The organism is uncultured Thiothrix sp. (assembly GCF_937873765.1).
In the GTDB taxonomy this organism is placed as follows: domain Bacteria; phylum Pseudomonadota; class Gammaproteobacteria; order Thiotrichales; family Thiotrichaceae; genus Thiolinea.
This window is the reverse complement of record NZ_CALMZC010000040.1, coordinates 1-18,381: the sequence shown is the minus strand read 5'-3', so window position 1 is coordinate 18,381 and position 18,381 is coordinate 1. Positions and strand designations below refer to the sequence as shown.

At 44.8% G+C, this 18,381-nt stretch carries 19 protein-coding genes and 1 pseudogene; 10 read left to right on the top strand and 10 right to left on the bottom strand.

Annotation, left to right across the window (positions count from 1 at the left end):
- Window positions 1-10: 10 nt before the first annotated feature.
- From Q0307_RS12195 to leuA, 3 genes are all read right to left on the bottom strand, one after another.
- Entirely contained in the window at window positions 11-1,429 is a 1,419-nt protein-coding gene (locus Q0307_RS12195) for a YHS domain-containing protein (protein WP_298660969.1), read from the bottom strand.
- Window positions 1,430-1,857: 428 nt separating this feature from the next.
- A complete protein-coding gene (gene rlmC / locus Q0307_RS12190; protein ID WP_298660966.1) occupies window positions 1,858-3,108 on the bottom strand; it encodes a 23S rRNA (uracil(747)-C(5))-methyltransferase RlmC in 1,251 nt (416 codons plus the stop codon).
- Window positions 3,109-3,128: 20 nt separating this feature from the next.
- Window positions 3,129-4,820: a 2-isopropylmalate synthase gene (leuA, locus tag Q0307_RS12185; RefSeq protein ID WP_298660964.1), complete on the bottom strand. Its 1,692-nt coding sequence runs from the start codon at window positions 4,818-4,820 to the stop codon at window positions 3,129-3,131.
- Between the two features lie 152 nt (window positions 4,821-4,972).
- On the opposite strand from leuA, the gene Q0307_RS12180 reads away from it, so the two are divergent.
- Window positions 4,973-5,437, top strand: a complete 465-nt coding sequence (locus Q0307_RS12180) for an Lrp/AsnC family transcriptional regulator (RefSeq protein WP_298660962.1) — start codon at window positions 4,973-4,975, stop codon at window positions 5,435-5,437.
- 99 nt (window positions 5,438-5,536) lie between these two features.
- On the top strand, window positions 5,537-8,011 hold the full coding sequence (locus Q0307_RS12175; protein WP_298660960.1) for a tetratricopeptide repeat protein: 2,475 nt from the start codon (window positions 5,537-5,539) through the stop codon (window positions 8,009-8,011).
- Between the two features lie 2 nt (window positions 8,012-8,013).
- Here Q0307_RS12175 and Q0307_RS12170 read toward each other — a convergent pair whose 3' ends face one another.
- The 3 genes from Q0307_RS12170 to Q0307_RS12160 form a co-directional block, all read right to left on the bottom strand.
- Window positions 8,014-8,196, bottom strand: a complete 183-nt coding sequence (locus Q0307_RS12170; RefSeq protein WP_298660958.1) for a hypothetical protein — start codon at window positions 8,194-8,196, stop codon at window positions 8,014-8,016.
- A gap of 27 nt (window positions 8,197-8,223) precedes the next feature.
- Entirely contained in the window at window positions 8,224-8,583 is a 360-nt protein-coding gene (locus Q0307_RS12165; protein WP_298660956.1) for a hypothetical protein, read from the bottom strand.
- A gap of 87 nt (window positions 8,584-8,670) precedes the next feature.
- Window positions 8,671-9,009, bottom strand: coding sequence for a hypothetical protein (locus Q0307_RS12160; RefSeq protein ID WP_298660954.1), 339 nt, complete (start codon window positions 9,007-9,009; stop codon window positions 8,671-8,673).
- 237 nt (window positions 9,010-9,246) lie between these two features.
- Here Q0307_RS12160 and sppA point away from each other — a divergent pair, with 237 nt between their 5' ends.
- Window positions 9,247-11,124 carry a signal peptide peptidase SppA gene (gene sppA, locus Q0307_RS12155; protein ID WP_298660952.1) on the top strand — a complete coding sequence of 626 codons (1,878 nt, stop codon included), beginning with the start codon at window positions 9,247-9,249 and terminating at the stop codon, window positions 11,122-11,124.
- Window positions 11,125-11,198: 74 nt separating this feature from the next.
- Here the strand turns inward: sppA and Q0307_RS12150 are convergent, their stop codons facing one another.
- The gene (locus Q0307_RS12150) at window positions 11,199-11,984 is read right to left on the bottom strand and encodes an SDR family oxidoreductase (protein ID WP_298660950.1); all 786 of its coding nucleotides are present in this window, start codon (window positions 11,982-11,984) and stop codon (window positions 11,199-11,201) included.
- A 34-nt stretch (window positions 11,985-12,018) separates the two neighbouring features.
- A pseudogene (locus tag Q0307_RS12145) lies at window positions 12,019-12,411 on the bottom strand (IS1 family transposase).
- A 402-nt stretch (window positions 12,412-12,813) separates the two neighbouring features.
- Between Q0307_RS12145 and Q0307_RS12140 the strand changes: the two are divergent.
- The 4 genes from Q0307_RS12140 to Q0307_RS12125 all read left to right on the top strand — a co-directional run bounded on the left by Q0307_RS12140 (window position 12,814) and on the right by Q0307_RS12125 (window position 14,728).
- Window positions 12,814-13,425: a Rha family transcriptional regulator gene (locus Q0307_RS12140; protein ID WP_298660947.1), complete on the top strand. Its 612-nt coding sequence runs from the start codon at window positions 12,814-12,816 to the stop codon at window positions 13,423-13,425.
- A gap of 72 nt (window positions 13,426-13,497) precedes the next feature.
- Window positions 13,498-13,662, top strand: coding sequence for a hypothetical protein (locus Q0307_RS12135; RefSeq protein WP_298660945.1), 165 nt, complete (start codon window positions 13,498-13,500; stop codon window positions 13,660-13,662).
- A 68-nt stretch (window positions 13,663-13,730) separates the two neighbouring features.
- Window positions 13,731-14,063 carry a hypothetical protein gene (locus tag Q0307_RS12130; protein WP_298660942.1) on the top strand — a complete coding sequence of 111 codons (333 nt, stop codon included), beginning with the start codon at window positions 13,731-13,733 and terminating at the stop codon, window positions 14,061-14,063.
- A complete protein-coding gene (locus tag Q0307_RS12125) occupies window positions 14,063-14,728 on the top strand; it encodes a tyrosine-type recombinase/integrase (protein ID WP_298660940.1) in 666 nt (221 codons plus the stop codon). Before Q0307_RS12130 ends, Q0307_RS12125 begins: the two co-directional genes overlap by 1 nt.
- Here Q0307_RS12125 and Q0307_RS12120 read toward each other — a convergent pair.
- Together Q0307_RS12120 and Q0307_RS12115 are read right to left on the bottom strand one after the other, a co-directional pair.
- The gene (locus tag Q0307_RS12120) at window positions 14,722-15,234 is read right to left on the bottom strand and encodes a hypothetical protein (RefSeq protein WP_298660938.1); all 513 of its coding nucleotides are present in this window, start codon (window positions 15,232-15,234) and stop codon (window positions 14,722-14,724) included. The two genes, Q0307_RS12125 and Q0307_RS12120, sit on opposite strands and share 7 nt — an antisense overlap.
- Before the next feature lie 97 nt (window positions 15,235-15,331).
- On the bottom strand, window positions 15,332-15,715 hold the full coding sequence (locus tag Q0307_RS12115) for a hypothetical protein (protein ID WP_298660936.1): 384 nt from the start codon (window positions 15,713-15,715) through the stop codon (window positions 15,332-15,334).
- 71 nt (window positions 15,716-15,786) lie between these two features.
- On the opposite strand from Q0307_RS12115, the gene Q0307_RS12110 reads away from it, so the two are divergent.
- From Q0307_RS12110 to Q0307_RS12100, 3 genes are all read left to right on the top strand, one after another.
- On the top strand, window positions 15,787-16,746 hold the full coding sequence (locus tag Q0307_RS12110; protein WP_298660934.1) for a hypothetical protein: 960 nt from the start codon (window positions 15,787-15,789) through the stop codon (window positions 16,744-16,746).
- On the top strand, window positions 16,743-17,135 hold the full coding sequence (locus Q0307_RS12105; protein WP_298660932.1) for a hypothetical protein: 393 nt from the start codon (window positions 16,743-16,745) through the stop codon (window positions 17,133-17,135). Before Q0307_RS12110 ends, Q0307_RS12105 begins: the two co-directional genes overlap by 4 nt.
- Before the next feature lie 125 nt (window positions 17,136-17,260).
- Window positions 17,261-18,169 (top strand): right-handed parallel beta-helix repeat-containing protein, encoded by a 909-nt coding sequence (locus tag Q0307_RS12100; protein ID WP_298660930.1) that lies wholly within the window; start codon window positions 17,261-17,263, stop codon window positions 18,167-18,169.
- The last annotated feature ends 212 nt before the right edge of the window (window positions 18,170-18,381 follow it).

Sequence of the window (18,381 nt, the reverse complement as noted above, 5' to 3'; positions counted from 1 at the left end):
GCTTAAGTTACTACCGCTTTAGTGGCTCTTCAACTCCTCTGGTGCATGACCGAATCATGCCTGCTAAGAAACGATCCACAATACTCAAGTGACCCGCATAGCGTTCCGGGTCTTGTTGGAAGCACCAACGATCCACTTCTGAACCAAAGTGATACAAGCGACCGTTATAGTCCAACGGATAATCTTTCACATTCCACTTTTTGCCCGGTACACCAAGGATAGGTAACTGGCACATATTGCACACGTAAGGCAGGGTTTCGGGATAGGCTTTGGCCATATTGCCATCGACCACATTGTCGATAAACACATCCCAACATTCGCCCCAAGTGTCATTCCAACCGGGGTATTTTTCCTCTAACCAGTCACGCTCAGCTGGAGTAATACCCGCTGCTGGATTCCACCAAACGGTAGGCCGCCAGAAGTAAGAACCTAAGTGCATGCCGTGATGAGTATCGTTTAAGTCATTGAGGAAAATATCCCAATACCACGGCAATTCCAGACCCATGTCGGTTAATGCACGCTCGAACTGCGCCACAATCCATTCTTCCATAAACTCTTTGAAGGATTGTTTGCGGTGTTCCAGCGGAGTGTAGTAATCCATAATCGGGCCGGTTAAGACCGAGAACAGCTTCCATGCGCCCCATAAAGCGATGTCTACCCGTTTTTGCGCTTCTTCTTTTTTGCCATTAGCAATCAGGATTTTAAGCGCTGGGCCACCGATTTGTGCATGGCGGGATTCATCAGTTTGAATCGACGAAATCAGGTTAGCAAACGTATGATCACCCGCTTCCGCCGCATCGGCGGCTAAGCCTAAAAACTGCATATTGGTAAAGCCAGTTTCAAAGCTAAAGGTGAGCATAATGGACACGCTAATCGCATCGCGCGTCATCATAATGTCATCAAAGAAATGGCGTGCGGCAATCATCGCCCATTCATTAGTGTCATAGGCTTTAAACGCCCAATCCATTTGCCGATCTTTGGAGACGTGTTCATGGGGGAAATAAAGCTGCATTTGTCCGTGGCGGATTTCATCCATACAACCCAGCGTGGACATATTGCGCATACCGGGTGCTTTAGAAAAACGCATCATACGTGCTTCAGCACTAGCGGCCGCGTATTCACCGCGTGCAATCGCGCCGTAATGTGCTTTCATGACCGATTTCCAACCCGGATCGGCATTTTCAAAAATACGGCTGCGTTCTAGCGCCGCTTTGACCGAATAAGCGCCCGCGTCTTTTTCGCGCTGCACTTTGACGTATTCGGGATAAGTTTGTTTGTAAGGCTCGTCGTATGTTTCCCACGCGCTCAGAGGTAAGCCAAACTCTCCAGACAATTGCGGCGGGAATAATTCATCTTCGGTTACGTATTTGGGGGTCCAGTTCGTAGACCGAGCCAAGTTGTACCAGTCCATCCGATTCAATACAGCCATTGATGTTCTCCTCCTAATAGCTTAGGAAAATGCTATCAGGAAAGAAAAACAGCCGATATTAGACAATGGTTTAGCTGCGGTGCAGCAAAGCTTGGCATCCCAGTCTTAAAATCTGCCCTATCGACCTCAATGTGGGAAAATAGCGTGGGAAATGTCGACAGGGCAAAACTGCTAGGCTTAAAACGGTTTTACAAAATTAACGCGGAAGGTAGTTCCTGTAGGAAAAAGGCTTCATTTGCTCTCCTCCACAGAAGCAGATTGAAACATGGCTTGGCTATAGGCTTATTTTCCTCCCGAAATTCAGCCCGTTAGCATTCAGGAAATATTGCTCCATCAGATAAAGTAGACATTTTCAATGACTTATTTGCAATATTTTCAAACATGACTAATTGATGAGATAGATAGTCTGACATGAGCATTTGATCAAGTTATTCCTTGTGTGGAGGGGAGGAGTAGTGAGTCAATAAAACCAAGGTCTCGAAATGCTCTGTATGCGCGAACATATCAAACAGTTGCACGCGCTTAATCTGATAGTTTTTAAGTTGCGGCAAGTCCTGCGCCAAGGTGAGTGCATTACAGCTTGAATACAGAATAGCCGCTGGATTTAAAGTGGCTAATTGCGTCACCAGTTCCATACCGAGTCCGCGCCGTGGTGGATTTACAATCACTAACTCAGGTTTATGCTCAGCATTTGGCTGAAATTGATTAGAGTCCAGTGCTAGGAAATTAACATGTTTTAAGTGCAGTGCTTGGGCTGAGTTACGTGCACACGCAATAGCCTCTGCTTCAATTTCAATGCCAGTCAGTTGGGTATCTGTGCTCGCACAATGCAAACCAAAGCCACCTACACCACAGAATAAATCCCAGATCACGGTTGGTTGGAGTGCTTGAGTCCACTCACGTGCCGTTTGATAGAGTTTGGCGGCAACAATGGGATTGGTTTGGAAAAAGCTTTTCGGGCGGATAGAGAGGGGTACATCATTGAATTGCTCAGGCAGATGCTTAGCTGCACTGAGAAAAATTTCCTGTTTACCCTCTAAAATGGCCATATGGACGGGTTGGATATTAGCAGAAATCACCGTGATATTCGGAAAATCAGCTAGCAATAAAGGCAAGTTAGCTTGAATCCGTGGAATCGCTTGTTCACTGCGTAGGACAAAACGCAACAGGTATTGGTCATGCAGCCTGCTATGCGTGAGCAGGATATATTTTAACTCACCTTTTTGTTTATCAAGGCGATAGGGTGGCAAACCAGCCTGCTGAATCCAGCCTTCGAGGCGCTGTAATAGTGCTTGCATTGGCACGGGATAAAGTGGGCAATCAGTGAGGCTGAGTGGTTTACCTTCAGCTCCCATAATCCCGAGTATCGGTGCATGGGCAGCACCCAATACCACCATTTTGGCTTTATTGCGAAAGCCTTGTAATGGACTAGGCACAGGTTCGCACCATTCATGAACTACAAAATCCGCCAATAGACTTTTTAATGCTAGTTGTTTAGCCGCTAATTGCTGTACATAAGTGCGATCTAACCAGCGACAAGAAGTACAGTGTTGTGCTGCAAAATGTGGGCAGGGTATGGCAAGGCTTGATGGCATAGTAGTGATACTGGGATCAGCAAAGAGCTGCATCTTAGAGCGAAAGTCTTGCCAACCTGTAGTTATTTTTTCTAGTACTGGCAAGACCTGTAAAACTCCTTATCTTAAGCCGCTTGCTGATAACTCCACATCGGCAAATCTAAACGATTCAAACCACTAATGATCGCCTTTAAGGAGGCGGTAATAATATTCTCATCCACTCCCACACCATAAGCGGTGGTTGCTTGCCCGACTTGCGCTAATTCAATAAAAGCACAGGCTTTGGCATGACTACCTTCATTAGTGTTACTCAGTGAGCGTTCTTCATAACTATGTACATTGACCACAATCCCTACACTGGCTAAAGCATGAATAAACGCATCAATTGGGCCATTGCCTTCACCGCTAAGCCACTGACTTTGCCCTTGAATCGACATAAGCATGCGAATCCCTTGAGCGCTGCCGTGTTCAAATAAATGATGCTGCTGATAGCCAAACGGTCTGTTGTTCTTTAAATAGTGCTCATTAAAAATCTGCCATAAGTTTTCTGCACTCATTTCCTGCCCCGATGCATCCATGTATTGCTGCACGACAGTGGCAAATTCAATCTGCAAACGGCGCGGCATGACAATCCCATAAATAGTTTCCAGTAAGTAGGCAATGCCGCCTTTCCCTGATTGGCTATTCACTCGAATTACTGAGTCATAAGTACGCCCGACATCGGCTGGATCTAAGGGTAAATAAGGCACATTCCAAAGTGTATCGGCTGCTTGAGCGGCCAAACCTTTCTTAATCGCATCTTGATGTGAACCAGAGAAAGCGGTAAATACCAAGTCGCCGACATAAGGATGGCGCGGATGAATGGGCAATTGGGTAGCTTCTTCCACCAAACGTGCGGTGCGATTGAGATTAGAAAAATCTAATTGTGGGTCAATGCCTTGAGTATAAAGATTCAAGGCTACAGTCACTAAATCGACATTGCCGGTGCGTTCGCCATGTCCGAATAAACAGCCCTCTACTCGATCAGCACCCGCCATTAAGCCTAGTTCTGTCGCTGCAACCGCAGTACCGCGATCATTATGCGGATGTAAACTTAAAATAATGCTATCGCGCTTAGCTAAGTGACGATGCATCCATTCAATTTGATCCGCGTAAATATTCGGGGTAGCAGCCTCAACTGTGGCAGGCAAATTCAAAATAATCTTATTGCTCGGTGTTGCCTCCCAAGCCGCAGTGACCGCATTGCAAATGTCTAAAGCAAAATCTAATTCCGTCATGCTGAAGGCTTCAGGGCTATATTGTAAAACCCATTCAGTTTCAGGTTGTTGCGCAGTTAAGTCCTTCACTAAGCGCACTGCACTCACTGCCATTTCAATCACTTCAGCCTTGCTCATAGCAAACACGATGTCACGGAATTGTGGGCTAGTGGCATTATAAACATGCACAATTGCCCGCCGTGCACCTTGCAAGGATGAAAGGGTTTGACGAATTAAATGCTCACGGGCTTGGGTCAAAACTTCAATCGTCACATCCTTAGGAATATGCTCTTCGCTAATGAGTTGGCGTACAAAATTAAAATCGGTTTGTGAGGCAGATGGAAAGCCTACTTCAATTTCCTTAAAGCCAAGCGCGCATAGTTCCTTGAATAAGTTCAATTTCTGCACGCTGTTCATAGGTTCAAATAAAGACTGATTGCCATCGCGCAAATCAGTGCTCATCCAAATCGGTGGGTGTTGTATCACGCGACTCGGCCATTGCCGTTCAGTCAAGATAATCTGTGGAAAGGGGCGGTATTTTTGTTGCGGCTGCTTTAACATCGTTTGTTCTCAATGAAGGCTCAAAGATCACTACTATAAGCAAAAGTACTTAGCAGGCGATTGCGTTTTAAGGCGCGAAATGGCTTTCTCTAAACAGAAAATTGCGCTAAAAATAGATGTATTAAAATAAACTGCTTAGATAAAACATTAAGATGGAATTAGATCGCTACGATTATCAAATTCTGCGGCTTTTGCAAACCAATGGGCGTATGAGCAATCAAGAGCTAGCTGACCAAATTGGTTTGTCACCTTCGCCTTGCTTACGGCGTGTACGCGCTTTAGAGGATGCAGGAATTATTAGTGCTTACCATGCTACTGTCGATGCTAAACAACTCGGCTATGCACTAATGGCGTTGATTTCGATTGCAATGGATAAACATACCGACGAGCGCTTCAAAACTTTTGAGCAGCAAATTCAAGAGATTCCGGAGGTCTTGGAGTGTTTATTGATTACCGGTCAAACCGCTGATTATCAACTCAAAGTGATCGTAAAGGATTTAGAGCATTATCAGGATTTACTGCTGAATCGAATTAATCGCATTACCGGTGTGACCAGTGTGCATACTAGTTTTGTGTTGCGAAAAGTAGTGAATAAGTTGGCGTTACCGCTAGGCTAAAGCAAAGTATCAAGGGCAAATCACCTTCAGTAATAAAGTAAGTGCCATTTTAATGCTAAAAGCTATACTCGAATTTATCCCAACTACTCTTGTTCACCTATGAGCCAACTGCAAATTGGTAATTACTCTTATGATCTAAACCAACAGCAGCTCAGTGATTCTAATCATCAGCTTTGTAGTTTGCGCTATCAGTCTTTGCAGGTTTTGCAGTATTTAGCAAGTCGTGCCAATCAACTGGTTTCTAAGGATGAGCTATTTGCACAGGTTTGGAAAGGTAGCTGTGTCACTGATGATTCTTTGGTGCAATGTATCGCGGAGATCCGCCAAAGCTTACAAGATAGACAACACCAATTATTAAAAACCGTGCCACGACGTGGCTATGTTTTGATAGCTTCTGAAAAAGTGCTGTCTAAACCTGTAGGTGTTTTTGATGAGCTATTGCCTTTACTCGGGCGTAGCCAAGAGTTACAACAATTAGAGCAAATGCTCTTAGATCCGGCTTGCCGCTTAATCACTCTATTAGGCTTCGGTGGTGTCGGTAAATCACGCTTAGCAAAAGCCATCATGCATGCGTGCAAGCCGCAATTCTCACAAGGCGTTTATTGGGTTGAACTAGTTACCGTGCAGTGTGCGCGCTTAATTCCGAGTGCTATTGCCTTAAGTATTGGGCTTAGTTTACAAGGACAGCGTTCGCATCTCGAACAGTTGCAAAGAGTGTTAGCGAATCAGCAAACTTTAATTATTTTAGACAATTTTGAACATCTGTTACCGAATGAAGAGCAGCTATGTCAGGGTTTATTGACGGCCTGTCCCCAGTTGAAAATTCTAGTGACCTCCCGTAAACCCTTACAAGTTTATGGCGAATGGCTGTATCACTTGCAGGGTTTAGGGGTGACCCCCTTAGTTCAGGCAGCCGCTAGCTGTCCTAGTTTTGCGTTATTTGTACAAACGGCGCGGCGGGTTAATTATGGTTTTGCCCCCACAGAAGAGGAACAAGCACTGATTCTGCAGATTTGTCGCTTAGTCAATGGTATGCCGTTAGGGATTGAGATTGCTGCCACTTGGCTTAAACACTTGTCTTGTGCTGAGGTGTTAGCAGAGTTGAAGCAACAATTAAAAACCTTGAATACTCAATCCGATCTGGAAGCAACAAAGGGCTTAGGTCAAGTAGTCACCCAAACTTGGCAGATGCTCAGCCCACGTGAGCAGCGACTCATGCAAATACTATCTCTATTTCGTGGGGGATTTGCGCGCGAAGCGGCCTCAGCAATCACGGGTGCACAGTTAGGGGATTATAGCAGTTTGATTGATAAATCCCTGCTGAGCCGTGAGCCGACAGGGCATTATATTCTGCATGAGGTCATGCGTGAGTATGCGAGTCATCTGCGTATTACTGAAGACTCAAGTTGGCGCATGGCGCAGCGCTTTGTTGAGTATTATTTGGAGTTGGCGAGTACTGCCGATGCAGGAATATTAGGGGGAAAGCAGCTCGTCCTTATTCGCCAATTGACTCAAGACAATGATCATTTCCGAGAATGTTTAAGTTTATGCATCACGGCTAAACAGATAGCAGCTACGAGTTTACCAGACTTAGGTTTAAAGCTGGCAGGACATTTAGGCATGTTTTGGTTTTTGGCGAACCATTGGCAAGAGGGTTTTGGCTGGCTAGAACGTTTTCTTAGTTTAAATCGTCATGCCCCTCCCTCTCTTGCTCAAGGCATGGCCTTATTGGCTGCGGGAGGTATTTCAGCCGTGCTCGATAGGCATAGCTTGGCTGATCAGTATGTGAGTACCGCTCAGGCCATAGCAGTTCGTTTTGGTGGAGATACACCTGTAGCCCGTAGCTTGTTTGTATTAAGTATCTTGAGACGTTTACAAGGCCGATACTCGGAGTCGGTTGAATCTGGTCAGCAGAGTATGCGTTTATTTATGGATGCCGGTGACGAGGGGGGGTATCAAATTAATCTAGTGAATGTTGGCCATGCTTTACTCAAACTCGGACAAGAGGATCAAGCTATAAGGTTTTTTGAAGAGTGCATCAGCTTGAATCAGAAAATTGGTTTAACCTTGAGTATGCCTTATGCCTTAATTAACTTAGGACGTGTGCATGCACAGTTGCAACAAGTACAAGCGGCGCGAACTTATTTGCAGCAAAGTATTCAGCTAACCGAGCAATTAGGGTTTTTGCTTTATCGGGCACAAGCCTTATGTATTTTGGGTTGGTTAGAATTAAGTGAGGGGAATGTAGAAGCTGCCGTGGGCTTTTTGCAAAAGAGTATGACCGACTATTTGCAATTGGGAGATCAAGAGGGGCAAATTGCGGTGATGTTGGGGATAGGGGCAGCTAAAGCGTTTCAAGGGCATTTAAACATGGCTTGGCAATGTATCGTAGTCGCTGAAAACCTAGGAAAGGATCTGAAATTGCAAGCATTTACAGAATACCCAGCCTTGTTGAATGAAGCAAAACAACGTATTCAGCAAGGCTTGAGTGAACATGAGTTGGTTATACAGAGGAATTTAGCATTGGTTCATGAATTGGAGGAGTTATTTAACTCTTCTTTAGAAAATCAATAGTTCTATTGCCAATTTTGATAGTTTCCACCGTTACAAGCCAATGTATAAACTTTGCCTTCTGGGTTGCTGTCTAAACAAAAACCTGTTGAGACATTAATATAAGTTGCTTTAGGTGCGGCATTTGCTGTTATTAATGTTGCAGATGGCACTAGTATCAAGGCTGTTAGAATGATTTTATGACGCATGGTCTTTCTCCTAAGTGTGATAGTATTTTAATCAATAATAACTGTTCCGGGTATTACACCAATAATTCTCGGTCTATTCAACGCACACGAAGTCCCACTAATTAATAGTTTGACAGAGTAGACTTGAAAGTAGGCTTCACGCAAAAAATCATGATACAAACTTCTTCCACCATCAGATGGATGTGTCGCGTAGCCAGAGTCAGTGACTGAGCAATTCGCTGGGTTAACTATACGGGTTCGGCTAGTTAAACTGACTAGCATTGCATCCGTACTAGGTACAAAGACAATTTGAGCAAGGCCACTTTCAGGAGTAAGTTGATGTGGTGCGCCTAAAGCTATTCCCGATAAACCTATTAGCAATAGTGAACTAAAAAAAATTCTTTTCATAAAAAACCTTATATGTATGTTGGCAGTAAAGCTTAATAAGCCCAAACTAATAAGTTTGAGCTTAAGGGTTGTTAAGCTGGTTTATTATTAATCAAGTAAGACGCCAATAATTCTAGGCTTAGAAAAGGCGCAAGAATTATCACTAATTAGTAGACGAATAGAGGTTCCTCGGAAATAAGCATCTCTTATAAAATTATGGTAAAGATTTCTACCAGAGTCTGTTGACAGAGTAGCATATCCACCATTAGTAACAGTACATCCCGCTGGATTAATAATTGGTGCATTCAATAGGGTGACAGCCAGAGTATCGGCAGCCCATCCTACAGCGACTGAAGAAATTGTATTTTTACCCGTGAATTGAGGGGCTGCCAGGGCTGCTTGGCTTAAACCCAAGCTAAGTACTATGCTAATAATTAGTTTTTTCATGTTGTTTAGCTCGCTTTCGCTTTATGTTGAATTAAATTAAGTGATTATAAAATTGCCTATCGCTTTTATAAGACCTAAGCTTAGTTGTAGGTAGTTCACACTGTCCTGAAATTTGTACGAAAAATAAACGAAATTTGTTGAACTACCCTTGTTTTGAGTAAAAAATATTGAGGCTATTAAGTATCTGTCTTCAAGCTAAGCTAAAATCCAATTTCTTCTAATCAATGGAAACCAAAGATGCAGGTTCAGGCAGAGCGGCGGGGTGGAGTAAGCAGTTTTTTTGGTGGAATAGGACGTGGTTTAACTTGGTTACGGCGTTGGTTGTTAAACCTATTGACGCTGACTATGTTGATTGCACTGATTTCACTAGCAGTGCGGAGCTGCTCCGATCAAGAAGTAGTACAAATCAAAGATAAAACGGCTTTAGTCCTTGATTTGAAAGGTGCTTTAGTCGAGGAAAAAAGTCGACCTGATAGCTCACTCTTGTCTTTAGCTAGTGGCGATGAGTTGAATAATGAAGTGCAGTTGCGTGACTTGCTCGCGGTGCTGACTGCTGCTGCCGAAGATACACACATCACGCGGGTTTTATTAAAATTAGATGAGTTTGATGGGGGCGGTTTAGCCTCTTTGCGTGAAGCAAGTGCAGCTTTAAAGCGTTTTCAAGCTTCTGGTAAAACGGTCGTGGCATGGGCATCTAATTATTCACAAGCCCAATATTTCCTAGCTGCCCATGCGAATGAAGTGTGGTTAGACCCTGCAGGCGGCTTATTGCTAGATGGTTTAGGCGGGGATAACAGTTACTTTGCAGAGGCTCTAGAAAAATTGGGCGTAAAAGTGCATGTAGTCCGCACAGGGCCTTATAAAAATATGGCCGAGCAATTCACTGATAAAGCACCTTCACCGGCTACGCTAGAAGCGAGTGCTTATCTATTGGATGATTTATGGGCGGTTGTAACCAAGGAAATTGAGCAGGCACGTGAATTACCGCCGGGTAAAATCATGCAGCTTATTAATGCTTTACCAGCTTCTTTAGAGGCTGCTGGTGGTGATTTAGCTAAAATGTCTTTGGATCAAGGTTTAGTGACCGGATTAAAAGATATTCAGCAGGTGCGTGAGGACTTTATCAAAAATGGCGTAGCCGATAGTGAGCACAATACTTTCCGCCAAATCGGTTACGAAACCTATTTAGCCAGCCTAGCTAAACCTGATACAAGCGGTGATGGCATAGGTATTATCGTTGCAGAAGGCGAAATTATTGATGGTGAAGCACCCCGCCAAACTATTGGTGGGGAAACCACTGCTGCTTTAGTGCGTAAGGCGCGTTCAGATGAGGCTGTAAAAGCGATTGTGCTAAGAGTGAACTCACCCGGCGGTGCAGTGTTTGGCTCTGAGCTAATTCGACGTGAATTAGCCGCTGCGCGTGAAGCAGGCAAACCCGTGGTGGTTTCGATGGGTGATGTAGCTGCATCGGGTGGGTATTGGATTTCGACGGCCTCCGATAAAATCTTTGCCGATGCTGCGACGATTACTGGCTCGATTGGGGTAATTACTCTCTTTCCAACGTTTGAAGGTTTGATGGATAAACTAGGCATCAATCAAGGCGGTTATGCAACCACTTGGCTGAAAAGTGCGAGTGATTTGCGTAAAGCGCCAGACCCACGTTTTGAAAAGCTCATGGAGGTCTATATTCAAAACACTTATCAAACCTTCCTCGGTCATGTTAGTAAGGCACGCAATCTGCCAGTGGAAAAAGTCAATGAAGTGGCACAAGGGCGCGTCTGGACGGGGCAGCAAGCCTTGGATCGGGGTTTAGTAGATGCTTTAGGCAATTTGCAAGATGCGGTGAAGGCTGCTAAGCAATTAGCTAAGCTGGAGGATAGTGCTGCGGTTCGTTATATCGAAAATGAAGAATCTGAATATGATTGGTTCTTACAGAAACTGCTGGGTACGCAGTTATGGGCGGGGTTACTGTCCAGCTTGGAGGGTTTAGTGCCGACTGCTTTAAAGCCTGAGTTGAAACAGTTGCCGTATGAAGCACTCCGTCTGCAGCGTTTAGTTAAACCTGAACAGCCCTTCAACGGTGTGGCACATTGTTTGTGTGAAGCTCGTTTATAAAATCCATCGAGGGACGAAGGCTTAATGTAGCTGAGTCCCTTTAGTTTCTTTGCTTAGCTTGAAAGCCCGCCGGTTTAACCCGTAACGACGACTCCAGCATCGACTACTATCGCTTGCCCGGTCAACATTTTTGAAGTTTCAGAAGCGAGGAAAAGCGTCGTACCTACCATATCTTCAGGTTGCAAGAGCTGCTTTAAACATTGGCGTTCGAGATGTGCGGCTAAATCTGTTTCAGTTACCCATAAACGTTTTTGCCGTTCGGTCATCACCCAGCCGGGCAGCAGAGCATTCACGCGAATGTTATCAGTGCCAAGTTCACGAGCTAGGCTCCGCGTTAACCCTGTAATTGCTGCTTTTGCAGCTACGTAAGCCGGATAGCCTGCATTACCCATTAAATAGGCAATAGAAGAAAAATTGATAATTGAGCCACCGCCCAAGGCTTTCATTCCGGCTGCAACAGCTTGCGCAGTAAAGAAGTGCGGGCGTAAGTTGACATTAATGGACTGATCCCAAGCTGCTATATCATACTCAGCTAACTGATGTCGATTATCGACGGCAGCATTATTCACAAGGACTTTAATAGAGCCTTGTTCAGTGGCAACCTCCTGCATAATGACCTGCAACTGCCCAATATCACTGAGGTCGCAAGCTTTAAAGAGCGGTCGTGAACCGTATTTTGCTTCGATTCGGTCACAAAATTCAGTCGCATCCGTGCGCTGCACAAACGCGACTTTAGCACCTTGTTGGAGAAAGCCCTCGGTTAAAGCCGCACCAATTCCTGAACCCCCCCCGGTGATAAATACACTGGCTCCTTGTAAATCGCTAAAGCGACAAGGTAATTGATGCATAATGCCGTCCATTGAACTTCTCCCTCTGCTTAGCTCAGGTCATGTATTAAACCAGTTGAAAGGAGTGTCTAGCGATATATTCACCGACGACCTTATCATGTACCTCGACGGACTTAGAAAAACAAATCGTCTTCCGCGCTAAACGCTTTAGATGAGTTCTCTCGTTCAAACTCTGTCGCTCAATGTTCTGAGTGTAGCGCTTGGTAATCAGATGTTGATCCTCTGGCAATAAACGCTCATAAGCGCCCCAATCATCGGTGCAATACAAGCGGAATGTGAATCGCTCTAGTAAGCCAAGGAGTCCCTTCAAACACTCATCCCCCTGTCGTCCGAAGGTCTATGCAAAGACGCGTTTGAAGTGCAGTGACCACGCAGACCATAACCAGCGGGGTTCCGATTTCCTTCCCACAAACGACCACTGTTTATCGAGTTCACACACAAGCTCTAAGCCATGTTCCAAAGCAAGGGCTTCTAGCGGGAAGGGGGTCACCGACGCGGGGCTGAGCTTTTTAAATGGCGCACTACGGTCGTTCCACTGAAAACAGGGATGACACCCTCGGCAGCGATAACGCCCCTCTCCACTTGACGCCTTACCGTGTCAATACACCGCACTGGAACACTTCGGACATAACACCTCCATCGTTGCCATCATTCCGTTCTCTAGGGGCGGAATCTCATTAGACTCTACTCTATTCAACTTTTTGGATATATGACCTGAGCAAGAAAAGAAGGAGAAAAACGAAACAACATAACTAAAGCAGCAATATTATTGACAGGGTTGAAGGTGTTTGCACCACCAACAACCCCTAACCACTCAACAACCAATATAGGAAATTATCAAATGGCTAAGCAACAAGTTACCACAAAAAAGACTATCGAAGAAACCTCGATAACCACGATTTGCACTATCGAAGAACGTACCTTACCCATCATCGAAATCATTGAAGGCAAGGTATTTTGCACTAGCCTGCAAGTAGCCTTGAGTTACAAAAAAGAACATTTCAATGTTCTGCGCGACATTGAGACACACATTGACTACATCAAAAATAGCAGCCGTCATGCTGGAAAAGAAGCGGATATGTACCTTCGTGGCTTCTATGAAGTTGAAGCTGGTTTCGGCAAAGTCAAAAAAACGATGTACTACTTAAACCGGAGCGGCTTCGTCAAATTGATTGCGAATTATCAAGGCTTAGAAGCCAGCGATACCACCATGGACTACTTCGAGGCTTTCGACAAAATGGAAGCCATGCTCTTATCGATGCGTGGTATGAGTGATGCACCCGTTCAATACCTCAGCAATGCTCAAGTGCAGGAGTTAAAGCAACGAGTTAAGAGCCTCGTCAAACCCATTTGGATTGAACAAAGCTACATCAACACGATTTGGAATCGCTTACGCTTTGTAGCCAACGCCGAAAGTCAAGCCACTTTCCGCTTGACCAATACCCTGCACTGATCGCAGAACTTGACCGGATGGAGCGCATCATGGATGGTGAGCATGGTGGCTATAGACTATTAGAAAAGAACCATGACTTTTTCTATCGGGACGTGCTTTGCCTCGGCACACCCCCTTTCTAGCACGACGCACAAAGACTGGCGCAAAAAGTTTGGTAGCCTCATCCCTCAAGGCATGGGTTGGCGCAAGGCAGCGCTTATTCTGGATGAATTAAAACCTGAGCTTGAGCCTGCTTAATTAAAGTGATTGCTCTCCCAACTTAGTTAGTTGGGAGAGTGCTGAATAGGTTAGCAAAGGAGTCAGCCATGTTTGAACAAACCATCATACCTTGTTCCAGTCATTTGATTAGTGAAGCGCTTCAAGTGTTTATTCGTCGTTATTTGGATGAGGCCATGCGCCTGCAATCCTTGAGTTTTAATACGCTGAAGAATTATCAAAGCTCGGCTAAGAAGTATTTGTCTTGGTGCGCAGCCAATCATCTAATCGCTGTTCCTGCTACAACAGAAACAGCAGAGAAGTATGTAAAATTTTTGATGAGAGGATCTTGGAGTAAATCGACCGTAGAAGCTACTTGCGTGGCTCTATTGTCTTCTTGCACCAAGCAGCGTGTATTGATTACTCACTACCAAAAATCGTGATGATGAATATTCGCGGGGGGACTCGCACGGGTGCACTTAAACATGCCAAGCAAAGCAATCCGATTGTTTGGGATGATATTAAAAGATTCATCAGTGAAGTGGATTACTTCGATTACAGTGACATGGTAGAACTCATAGGCATTATGGTGGCTTATGATTCGGCCTGTCGCATTGAGGAGGCTTTATCACTGAGACTGGATGATATGGAAATTCAGGAGGATGGCTCAGCAGTGATTAAGCTAGCCAAATCTAAGCAAGATCAGAATCGGGTGGGCACGATTAAATATCTATCTAAAACTACAACAGGTCATGTGATTCGCTTTCATCAAACCTTTGGGTTGCGTGGTTCTTGGCTGATCTGCAAGCAGTCTGAAAAATACAATAAGGAAGGTGCTAACGATTTTGGTTTTACCTACCAAGGCTGGTGTTATCACTTTGAACGCTTTGCGTTAAAGCATAATATTCCTGAAGACACCACCACTCACGCTATGAGGATTGGTTTCGCTAATGATGCGAGAGCCAGCGAAAAAATATCAGATGTAGATGCAGCCAGCTATATTGGCTGGCAAGGTCAAGGTGCTTTAGAACGCTATCGTTACTACACTCGAAAAATGGGTGTGAAGAATGGCGCGGCTGCTAAGATGGCCAACATTCTTGGTCACTGAGCAAACAGCGAACCAAAATCAATATTCACCATCACTCCATCATTATCTTTCTTGCGGGTATCTTGTCGTGCGCTGATCCCGCTGATAGCTTCAGCCGCCTTAAGTGTTAATTTTAAGGCCTCTTGCTCTTCTTCAATAACAACCTTATCAATGCTCATCACATCAGTATAAAGCTTCATTCTTAAGTTCTGCAGGATAGATACTTGGGCTTTTTCGATACGTCGATTGCTCTCATCATCGGCATTGACCCATGACCAGAATTGGCCCACTGTGATCTTTAACGACTTACAAATATACTCAATAGGAATCGCGTCACCGATAGCCGCCTCAATGCTTTCAATGGCGACCACATCTAAAACACGATGCGCCAACACTGCTGGAACGATGGACTTATCAGTGGCTTGGCTTAAAGCCAATTGCTTGGTATTGGGTTTGATATGCTTGCGTAGCTTAGTAGCCAACTGTTTAGGCGTTGGTACATCGCCTGTGTTTTCGTAGTTCGGCATGCTTAACCTTAAAAAGTGCGCCCAAAACCGAGGGCGCAAGAGAGTTTTGCAAATAGCAAAAGCATAGGTAAGCCAGCAGTGTAGTGGATGCTCAGATTTAATTGCTTGCAAGGGTTTTTATGGATAACCCTTTGATCGCTCCCTTGGTCGCATACTCAATGAGCAGAGATTGGTATTCGGTTAAAAACGGGTCGCTTGAATAAAGATCATCATTGGCTTCACCTAGCCATTCTGCTAGTTCATCAATACCGCCACTGAATAAAGCAATAGCCGTTATTTTTCTGATTCTCCTCCTGTTCACTGGATGCTTGCACCCACTGGATTCTCGGATGTATTGGGATTCAAGTAGTGGAATGAGAACTTCCCATTGCCTGACTTCAGGTTCTGTTATCTGTAAAGCCCATGCAATCCGTGAAGCAGGTACTTTTTCCGTGAGTCGCTTCATATCAATACGCCTAAACTGAGGTGGTTTGCCTTCCATAAAATCCCCTGACACAGTTGAAAAAAGGCATTTTGCTATGGTGATCTGAGTTTATAACGAAGGATTTTGCCATGACGAATGCAACTGGCTCTTGTGGTCAAACAGTTAAAGTAAAAGGCAGTGGTTGTATTCTGCCCATTAAATTATTTACGGTGGGCGAGGCGTTAACCGCTGGTCAATGGCGCTGCTATAACGGTGGTATGTACGTCGTTTGTAAAGACTTTGACGGCAAACTCAACTACCCCGATTCCAAGTTCTTTAAAGGACCCTACGGCTTAGAAGATGTGCTCAACGGTGCGATTCAGCCTTGTGCGGGGGATATGCTCTGTTTATGCCCACCTATCTGGGGCGCATGTAATCTGGATGGTTCAAAGTGTGTACCCGCGTATGGGCTACGGGCTTGTGCTTGGGATTTTGATCCAGTTCTTCAAGAGTATCGCTTATATACCTCACTGAAAGCGGATAATCATACCAAGCCTTATGAAGGTTCGATTGCCAATCCTAAAACATGGGACGGTGGTTATGATGCCTGTGGTTATCTCAATCGTCCGGTGGCAAAGGATTTAGAGGGGAATATTTATTATCCCGGTGATCCTAGTACGATTTTCTGTGGCGTGTCTTGTGCCGAGGTGAATAATCCCGATTTCCGTGTTGAAGGTGGCAAGCTGCGGGTTAATTTCCCGACTCCGCCTACACCCGTGCGGATTGTGGCTATTGATGATAGTGGCACAACTACTACGATCACGCTCAGTGACGGCACGGTTATCAGTGGCCCGGAAATTGATAAGGACGATTATGTAGTTAGCTATGTCAAAACCACTAATGCTGCCGGTGAGAGTATTCTAACGATAACGATGAAGAGTGGGGCAACCCATTCAGTTACGCTGCCTGCTGGTACAGCCGTTTCAATTACTGATTTGACCAATACACCTAACTATGAAGCTGGCACTATTCAAGTGAATAGCTCGGATGGTGCGGATACCACGCTGAATATTACCCACGGGTTGGGACAACCAATAACCAAGGGGTGAGTGGTGATAAGCCGCCGAATGTATCCCTGTCAACAGGGAAAGCCAATTTATTTGGCGGCTTTGCCTTTGATGGGAACGGTCACTTGGTTGTTCCAAAAACAGGCGTTTACCGATTCCTTTATCGCGTAGCCTCTATCGCCCAGCAGCAAATTCTTTACCCTAATGGTCAACGGTTACTCTGTAAATTAATGATTAGTGGCACTCAATTCTCACAGCTTATTGAGGATGATCATACTGGAGTTCATACAGGTGAAGAAATGAATGACTTCCGTGAACATATTGATGTCCTAAATAAAGGTGACACTATTACTATAGTCACTGCTGAAGAAACAGCAGGCCACTGGCTGGATGCGTATGACATTACGATTGATTTTATTTCGGGAAACTAACAGCGGGCTGTGAGCAATACCAAGGTCAGGTGATCTACTTAACAGAAAGCCTGACCCTTCCGCCAAACTGCAATCTCACAGATACCCGCTTCATCATTAAAGGCATCAATAATATCGTTCTTGATTTGAATGGCAGCATACTTACGTCTACAGGTCATGAATCAGCTATTTTTGTTACAGCAGATGCATCTACCACAACAAGTTACATCACCGTAAAGAACGGGACGATTCAGGGCTATGGTACGGCGGTATTTGTGCACTGTGCTATTAATTCTGCAGAGCTTGCTGCGCTAAAAAATGACCCTGAAGGTGTTTATCCTTCTATCCAAGCGACCGCTCCGTATCACATTACGTTTGAAAACATCGACATTCAGCAGCCTAAAGGCACTGGGTTCTATGTCTGGGTTGGGGCTAGCTATGTGACTATCAATAACTGTTCTGTAGATGGTGCTAGAGGGCTAGGTGTCTATTTGGATACGGGCAGCCATCACAACATAGTCAGTAATAGTACGTTCACAAATGGTGGCTTCTTAAATCCTGATGGCACTGCGAAAACAGGGCGTGGGCGGCGGGAGGCTATTGCAGTTGATGGGAGTGACGAAAATACGATTGTCGGCAATACTATTACAGGTAATGCCTATGGCGGTATCCATCTTTACTCAAATTGCGGTGAGTACGTTAGCACTGACCCGACTTATATTCCGCGTATCTTCGATGCTGAATACAATGTTATTGATGGTAACACCATTAGTAATAATGGCACTTCGGGTGGGGCAGTGGCGATCGGGAAACGAGTGGATTGGAATTTGGAGAGTTGGGATTGTGCAAAGCCGCTGTACCAACAGTATTTAAGTTTCAAATACTACTGGGATAACTCAGGCTTTAATACAGTGAAAAATAACACTGGGAATGGCGATATTTTTGTGAGGACGGATAACAACACACTGACCAATAACCAACAAGCGGTTACGGTGAATAGCGTGGTTAGAACGTTGGCAGGTGATCCGTTGGTTAATAACCAAGTTACACCTTAATCGTCAGAACATAGCGCGCTAAGTTATTGAATGAAGCAACTTAAAAATAACTAGTTCCGAACTATTTTAGGTGCTATCTATTTGTTTTTATTTAATGTTAGAGAGCACTTAAAATCCCTCGGATGGTAACATCCGTGCCGGTTCGACTCCGGCTCTGGGGCATAAGTATCTACACAAATTGTCGGACGGTTTTTTTCAGGCCGTCCAATTGT

Coding starts and splice junctions, on each gene's coding strand:
- Q0307_RS12160 (WP_298660954.1), bottom strand. CDS start 9,009: ATGAAAAAACTAATTATTAGCATAGTACTTAGCTTGGGTTTAAGCCAA.
- leuA (WP_298660964.1), bottom strand. CDS start 4,820: ATGTTAAAGCAGCCGCAACAAAAATACCGCCCCTTTCCACAGATTATC.
- Q0307_RS12115 (WP_298660936.1), bottom strand. CDS start 15,715: ATGGAAGGCAAACCACCTCAGTTTAGGCGTATTGATATGAAGCGACTC.
- Q0307_RS12150 (WP_298660950.1), bottom strand. CDS start 11,984: ATGGACGGCATTATGCATCAATTACCTTGTCGCTTTAGCGATTTACAA.
- Q0307_RS12175 (WP_298660960.1), top strand. CDS start 5,537: ATGAGCCAACTGCAAATTGGTAATTACTCTTATGATCTAAACCAACAG.
- Q0307_RS12110 (WP_298660934.1), top strand. CDS start 15,787: ATGACGAATGCAACTGGCTCTTGTGGTCAAACAGTTAAAGTAAAAGGC.
- Q0307_RS12135 (WP_298660945.1), top strand. CDS start 13,498: ATGACTTTTTCTATCGGGACGTGCTTTGCCTCGGCACACCCCCTTTCT.
- Q0307_RS12130 (WP_298660942.1), top strand. CDS start 13,731: ATGTTTGAACAAACCATCATACCTTGTTCCAGTCATTTGATTAGTGAA.
- Q0307_RS12180 (WP_298660962.1), top strand. CDS start 4,973: ATGGAATTAGATCGCTACGATTATCAAATTCTGCGGCTTTTGCAAACC.
- Q0307_RS12165 (WP_298660956.1), bottom strand. CDS start 8,583: ATGAAAAGAATTTTTTTTAGTTCACTATTGCTAATAGGTTTATCGGGA.
- sppA (WP_298660952.1), top strand. CDS start 9,247: ATGCAGGTTCAGGCAGAGCGGCGGGGTGGAGTAAGCAGTTTTTTTGGT.
- Q0307_RS12140 (WP_298660947.1), top strand. CDS start 12,814: ATGGCTAAGCAACAAGTTACCACAAAAAAGACTATCGAAGAAACCTCG.
- Q0307_RS12195 (WP_298660969.1), bottom strand. CDS start 1,429: ATGGCTGTATTGAATCGGATGGACTGGTACAACTTGGCTCGGTCTACG.
- Q0307_RS12120 (WP_298660938.1), bottom strand. CDS start 15,234: ATGCCGAACTACGAAAACACAGGCGATGTACCAACGCCTAAACAGTTG.
- Q0307_RS12125 (WP_298660940.1), top strand. CDS start 14,063: ATGATGAATATTCGCGGGGGGACTCGCACGGGTGCACTTAAACATGCC.
- Q0307_RS12170 (WP_298660958.1), bottom strand. CDS start 8,196: ATGCGTCATAAAATCATTCTAACAGCCTTGATACTAGTGCCATCTGCA.